The 4,938-nt window shown below is 37.6% G+C and carries 1 protein-coding gene; it reads right to left on the bottom strand.

The window, feature by feature from the left end; all coding sequences use genetic code 11:
• A partial coding sequence (locus O3601_RS09250) for an Ig-like domain-containing protein (RefSeq protein WP_371472693.1) occupies nucleotides 1–4,848 on the bottom strand: 4,848 nt, incomplete at its 3' end.
• Nucleotides 4,849–4,938 lie beyond the last annotated feature (90 nt).

Here is a 4,938-nt window from a genome sequence, read left to right as displayed (position 1 = left end):
TGCTTGTGCCGTCACAGTAGTTGGTTCTGATGGATGACTGTCACCTTTCGTAGCTGTTGCTGTTACCTGACTTTTATCTTTTACACCTTCAGCTGGAATAAGGAGTTGCCCTGTACTTGAATCTACTGTTACACCTGCTGGTTTATCTGATGATGACCATGTTCCATTCTTAGCCTTAACTACGGTTACTGTTTTTTGAGCATTTTTCTCATCTGTGTAATTAACAATTACTTTATCAGCATCCCCTGTTGGTGTTACTGTTACTGTTCCATCACTTGGTGCTGTTGCTGTTGGTGGTGTTGGTTTATCTTCCCTAACTTTAACCGTTAATTGTATTTCTCCTGATTCTTTACCTTGACTATCAATTGCTTTGTATTTGACAATATATGTGCCTGGTTTTCTAGAATTAATATCTTTTACATCATTTTGTCCATTTACAGATACAATCTCTGTTCGTACTTTAGTACCACGTGTTGCATCTTTATCATCTTCATAGTCAGCTTTTGTAACTAAAGTCTTAAGATCTATATTTTCTCCAAATTCTAATACTTTTTCATTTCCTGCAACTGCAGATGTAACGGTTGGGGCTTGGTTTGTAACTTGAATTGTTTTCCAATCTACTGCACTTGAATAATTTCTTTCTGAGATATTAGCTATTGCTTTAGCAGTTCCTTCTGCAATAGATTCTTTCATCTCAATAGTGATGGTATTCGTAAATGCATCTTTTGTTGTATTCTTAACCTCCCCTAGAGTTGGTTTAATAGAAACCCATGGACTATTAATATTTTCACGTTTTAGGCCTATCTCATGCGCCTTACCTGTTGCTTTATCTGTATAAGATACATAAACCATTCCTGCATCATGCGGAGCTTTAACTACGATATTCTTAGTTCCTGCTACAAGACTAGCTCCATCTTTAGAAGCTACTGATGGTTGAATCGTTGTTTCTCCTAATGATACAGCTACATTCGTTGCATCACTTTCAATACCATCTACAATTTGAGTAACAGTGACTTGATCACGTGTCACTAATTGAGTTTGATTTAATTGATTACTATTTAATCCTTTAGGAAGTGTTACTGTCCACTTACCGTTATGACCTACTGTAACTTCATTAATTGTTACACCTGGTACTGTTACTTTTATCTTAGCACCTGGACGTCCTGTACCAGTTAATTCTCTATCTGTTGAAGCTACAGTTGGCACTCCTATACTACCTTTTGGTTTTATTGTTGTATCATAAGTAGGTGCTTCTGGCTTAACATTGACTTTAACATCAATTATCTTATAAGGTCGTTTTTGTGTCGCATCAGGCTGATTTTGCCCTGTTTGAGACATAGGTAATGTTACTTTTACTCTATAGTTCTGTACACCTGGAGTATTTGCTATCAGTGTTTGTTTATTACCTTGAGCATTTACCCATTCATAGGTTGTTCCAGTCGGTAAGTCCTCTGAGCCAGCTACCTTAGCTACAGCATCTTTTGCATTTTGTTCTGTTAAAGTAGCACCTTTTGAAACAGTGACTCTTGTTCTATTTGCTTCTACATCAAACACTTTATGTTCAAATGTTCCTGTATGTGCTAATTTTTGAGCATCATTAGGATTATTTGTAAATCTTCCATGATTGTACTTACCACTGAATGTATATGTTTTTGTGCCTACTGGATCTGCCTTAAGCATCTCTCTTAATTTTGATGCGCTTTGTTCCTGCTCACCATTTCGTTTAGCAACCCAAACCATTCCGCTTGGAAGGTTTCCTGGATTCACATAATAGCCTGATTCATCATTACCATGGTCCATACCTTTGAAATCATAAACCGTACGGGCTATCGGGAACGTTGGTAATACTTTATAAGTTACCTCAACTTGTTGTGCTGGTGCATCTGGAAATGTTACAGTAACTGTTGTTTTCTTATCTCCAGCACTAGACGTGTCAAAGTTACCTGTAACTTGGACATTACTTGGTAGGTTAGTTGTTCCAGCTCCGTTTTGTAATAGAACGGTTTGTTTAATTTCCTCAGGAGTTAGTCTTTCCCCTTGCTTAATATTAATAATCGGTTGTTTTACTAACGGATAAGTAGCAACCTTAGCATCACTTGGTTGTGAGATATTTCCTGCTTCATCTGTTGCCTTTGCAGTAACATTTCCTGCTACTAGATTTGCTGTTGGTTCAATGGTCACTCTACCTTTATTGTCAGCTACTTTTTCTCCAATCTTATGATTTTTCGCATCAAAAAGTTCTACCTTAGCACCTGCTTCAGTTTGAACTGTGATAGGTGTTCTTGTTCCTGCTTTCCCTACTAATGGTGTTTCAATCGTTGGTTTACCTGGAGCTACATTATCTTGATTAACATTATCTTTTAATTGTATTTCTCGCTTGACATGTGAACCTTCACCACGATGATTATAGGTTACATCGCCATTTTTAGCAATTGTTAGATCGGCAACTTCAATACCTGGATTAGCTTTTAAAACGGCTGCTTTTACACGTTCTTTATCAGTCGGAGATAAATTGCTTAGATCTTTCACAGGAACTTTATCACTTCGTTTTAATTGACCGTAGCTTTCTACTTCTCCGGAAGCACGGGTGCCTGTATTCGACGTTATATCGCTATTCTCAGCACGTGTCACTACCCGATCACCGGCCTTAAACTGCTTACCTGCCGGCAAGGTGATAGTGATACTGCCATCTCCTTTGGGTGTGAAGGTTATTTTAGCGTCATTAGTTATTTGTTTATACTGATTATTAGCTTGTTTTTCAAACTTAATCGCTTTACCTTGAATAGATGCATAAACAATATCTGTCTTACCATTCGGTCTTAAGGTAACACTGGTATCTCCATGTGTAAATGAACTAACTGTAATTGGGTTTGGTACTGGAGCAGTTGCAACTTGAGGATTACTTGGGTCAGAAACATTTCCTGCTTTATCTATAGCCTTGGCTGTCACTTTCCCGCTCGGAATGTCTTTGGTTGGTTTGATAAATGCTTTACCACTTGTGTTCGCTTCACTTCGACCTAGCTCTTTACCTCCATGGTCATATACAACAACTGATACGCCTGCTTCTGCATCTACCTCTATTTGAGTTCTAGTGCCAGCTTTACCCGTCAAGTTTGTTGGAATACTTGGAGTTGCTGGCTTACTTACCAACCTTGTTCCAGTAGCAGCATATACATATGCTGCAAGCGCAGTTGTTGCATATCCTTCTTTAGCAGTTACAGCTATTGTACCTGCTGTTCGGGCTTGCGCATCCGTAACATTATCTTTCAAACGCATCTTAACGTGATATTTATAAGCATAATTTTGTCCACTACCTACAGTTAATAGATGAGAATAAGAAGGTTTAGGATAAGGTCCGTTAGGATTATTATTTAATTTAATAATACGATTTAGGTCCTCATTATGTTGCAACTGTTTCAACATTTGTTGTCTCTGAGCATCTCTGGTTGGACCACCACTTAACTGATAAATACCTCCTGCATCCCTCCATAAATTTTGTGAACTGTAATCTTGAAAGTTATTTCTTACATTCAACGCCCCCAAAGGTACATTATATCTTTCACCTTCCTTAGTAAAATTGTTCGGATTCTCAGAAAGTGTCCCTGTTGCTCCTTCCTTTTTTTTATAACGTTCATAGTAAGCATCAGAAACAACTCCTACAGGATAACTATCTCCTGTATACAAAAGATCACGAGGTGGGTAGAACCAGAATGAATTTTTATAAATTCCATCCAAAGCTTTTCCATCATTTTGGAAGTAAACATCATAAGTAATAAATTTCTTATCACCTTCCTTACTATATGTTGCTGTCATGAATGTTTTTTCAATTGTTCGGGTACGTTGTCCTTCAACCGTTGAACCTTGTCCTGCAGGCAATGATATATATTCTTTTACGTTATCTAATGCACCTTCTACGAGTACACCATTTGCTCTAAAACCTGTACCTTGATCCATGCTTTTCCCATTACGCGGATCATGAGAACCTGAAGTCAAACGTGTTGTAGCGTTTTTAACAGAAATAAACATTCTCTTCACACGTTTTGTCATTTCTTCAACATCGTTCAGAGAAACTGTTGTATTTTCAAGGGCCCCTTGAGCCACTCCTAATAGTTCATTGGCTTTTTCAAGAACTCCTTTCGTAGTATCATGTTCAGGAACTTCTGAAATTGCTACTTTCAACTGATCAACAGATACTTTCAAAGCATCTTTTTTAGCTGAAACAGTTTGACTCTCTTCGCTTGCTCTTACTTCAGAAGAAGGTTGGATCGCTGGTTTTTCAGCCTCAGTTCCAGTATTACTTTCTCGAACCTCACTTGATTCTTTTACCGCATTAGATAAAGTAACTAAATCAGTAGACAAAAGTTCTTTTAGTTCATTAATATCTTTTTGAACTGCATCAGCTTTATCTAGTAATGCCTGAGCTCTCTGAACTCTTTCTTTTACAGAAGAAAGCACTGAGTCGTCAAGATTTAATTTAGTTGAAAGAAGAGAATTTAATTCTTCAACTACTGTTCTTAACTGACTTTTATCAACCGTATTACTACTATTTTCAACAAGTGCAGTTTCTTTATTTTCTAAAGAACTATTGACTACTTCTGATTTATTTTCAGTAGGTTCCTTAATACCCACAGGCGAGTCGCCCTTATCGTTAGGTTGTACTACACCCGCCGTAGATTGTGAATTGCTTCCGCTTACGGTATCTGCGCTAACAACGCGCGCACCTAAAAACATCAGTGCTGCAACAGCAACTGAAGCGGCACCGAAACTATATTTACGAATAGAAAAGCGCAACACCTTTTCACGTTGATGACGCTTGATTCTATTGAGTGAATTTGATTTATTTTCCATTGTCCCTCCTGATGTTAAAACACAAAATCAAATTTAAAAGCACTATTCCCACTGGGAATAAAACAATAAAAACTACTATGATGGATATTT

This window comes from Streptococcus sp. 20925_1_69, assembly GCF_041432365.1.
Lineage (GTDB): Bacteria > Bacillota > Bacilli > Lactobacillales > Streptococcaceae > Streptococcus.
Note: the sequence above shows the minus strand (reverse complement) of the source record. Positions and strands in the feature narration are given on the sequence as shown.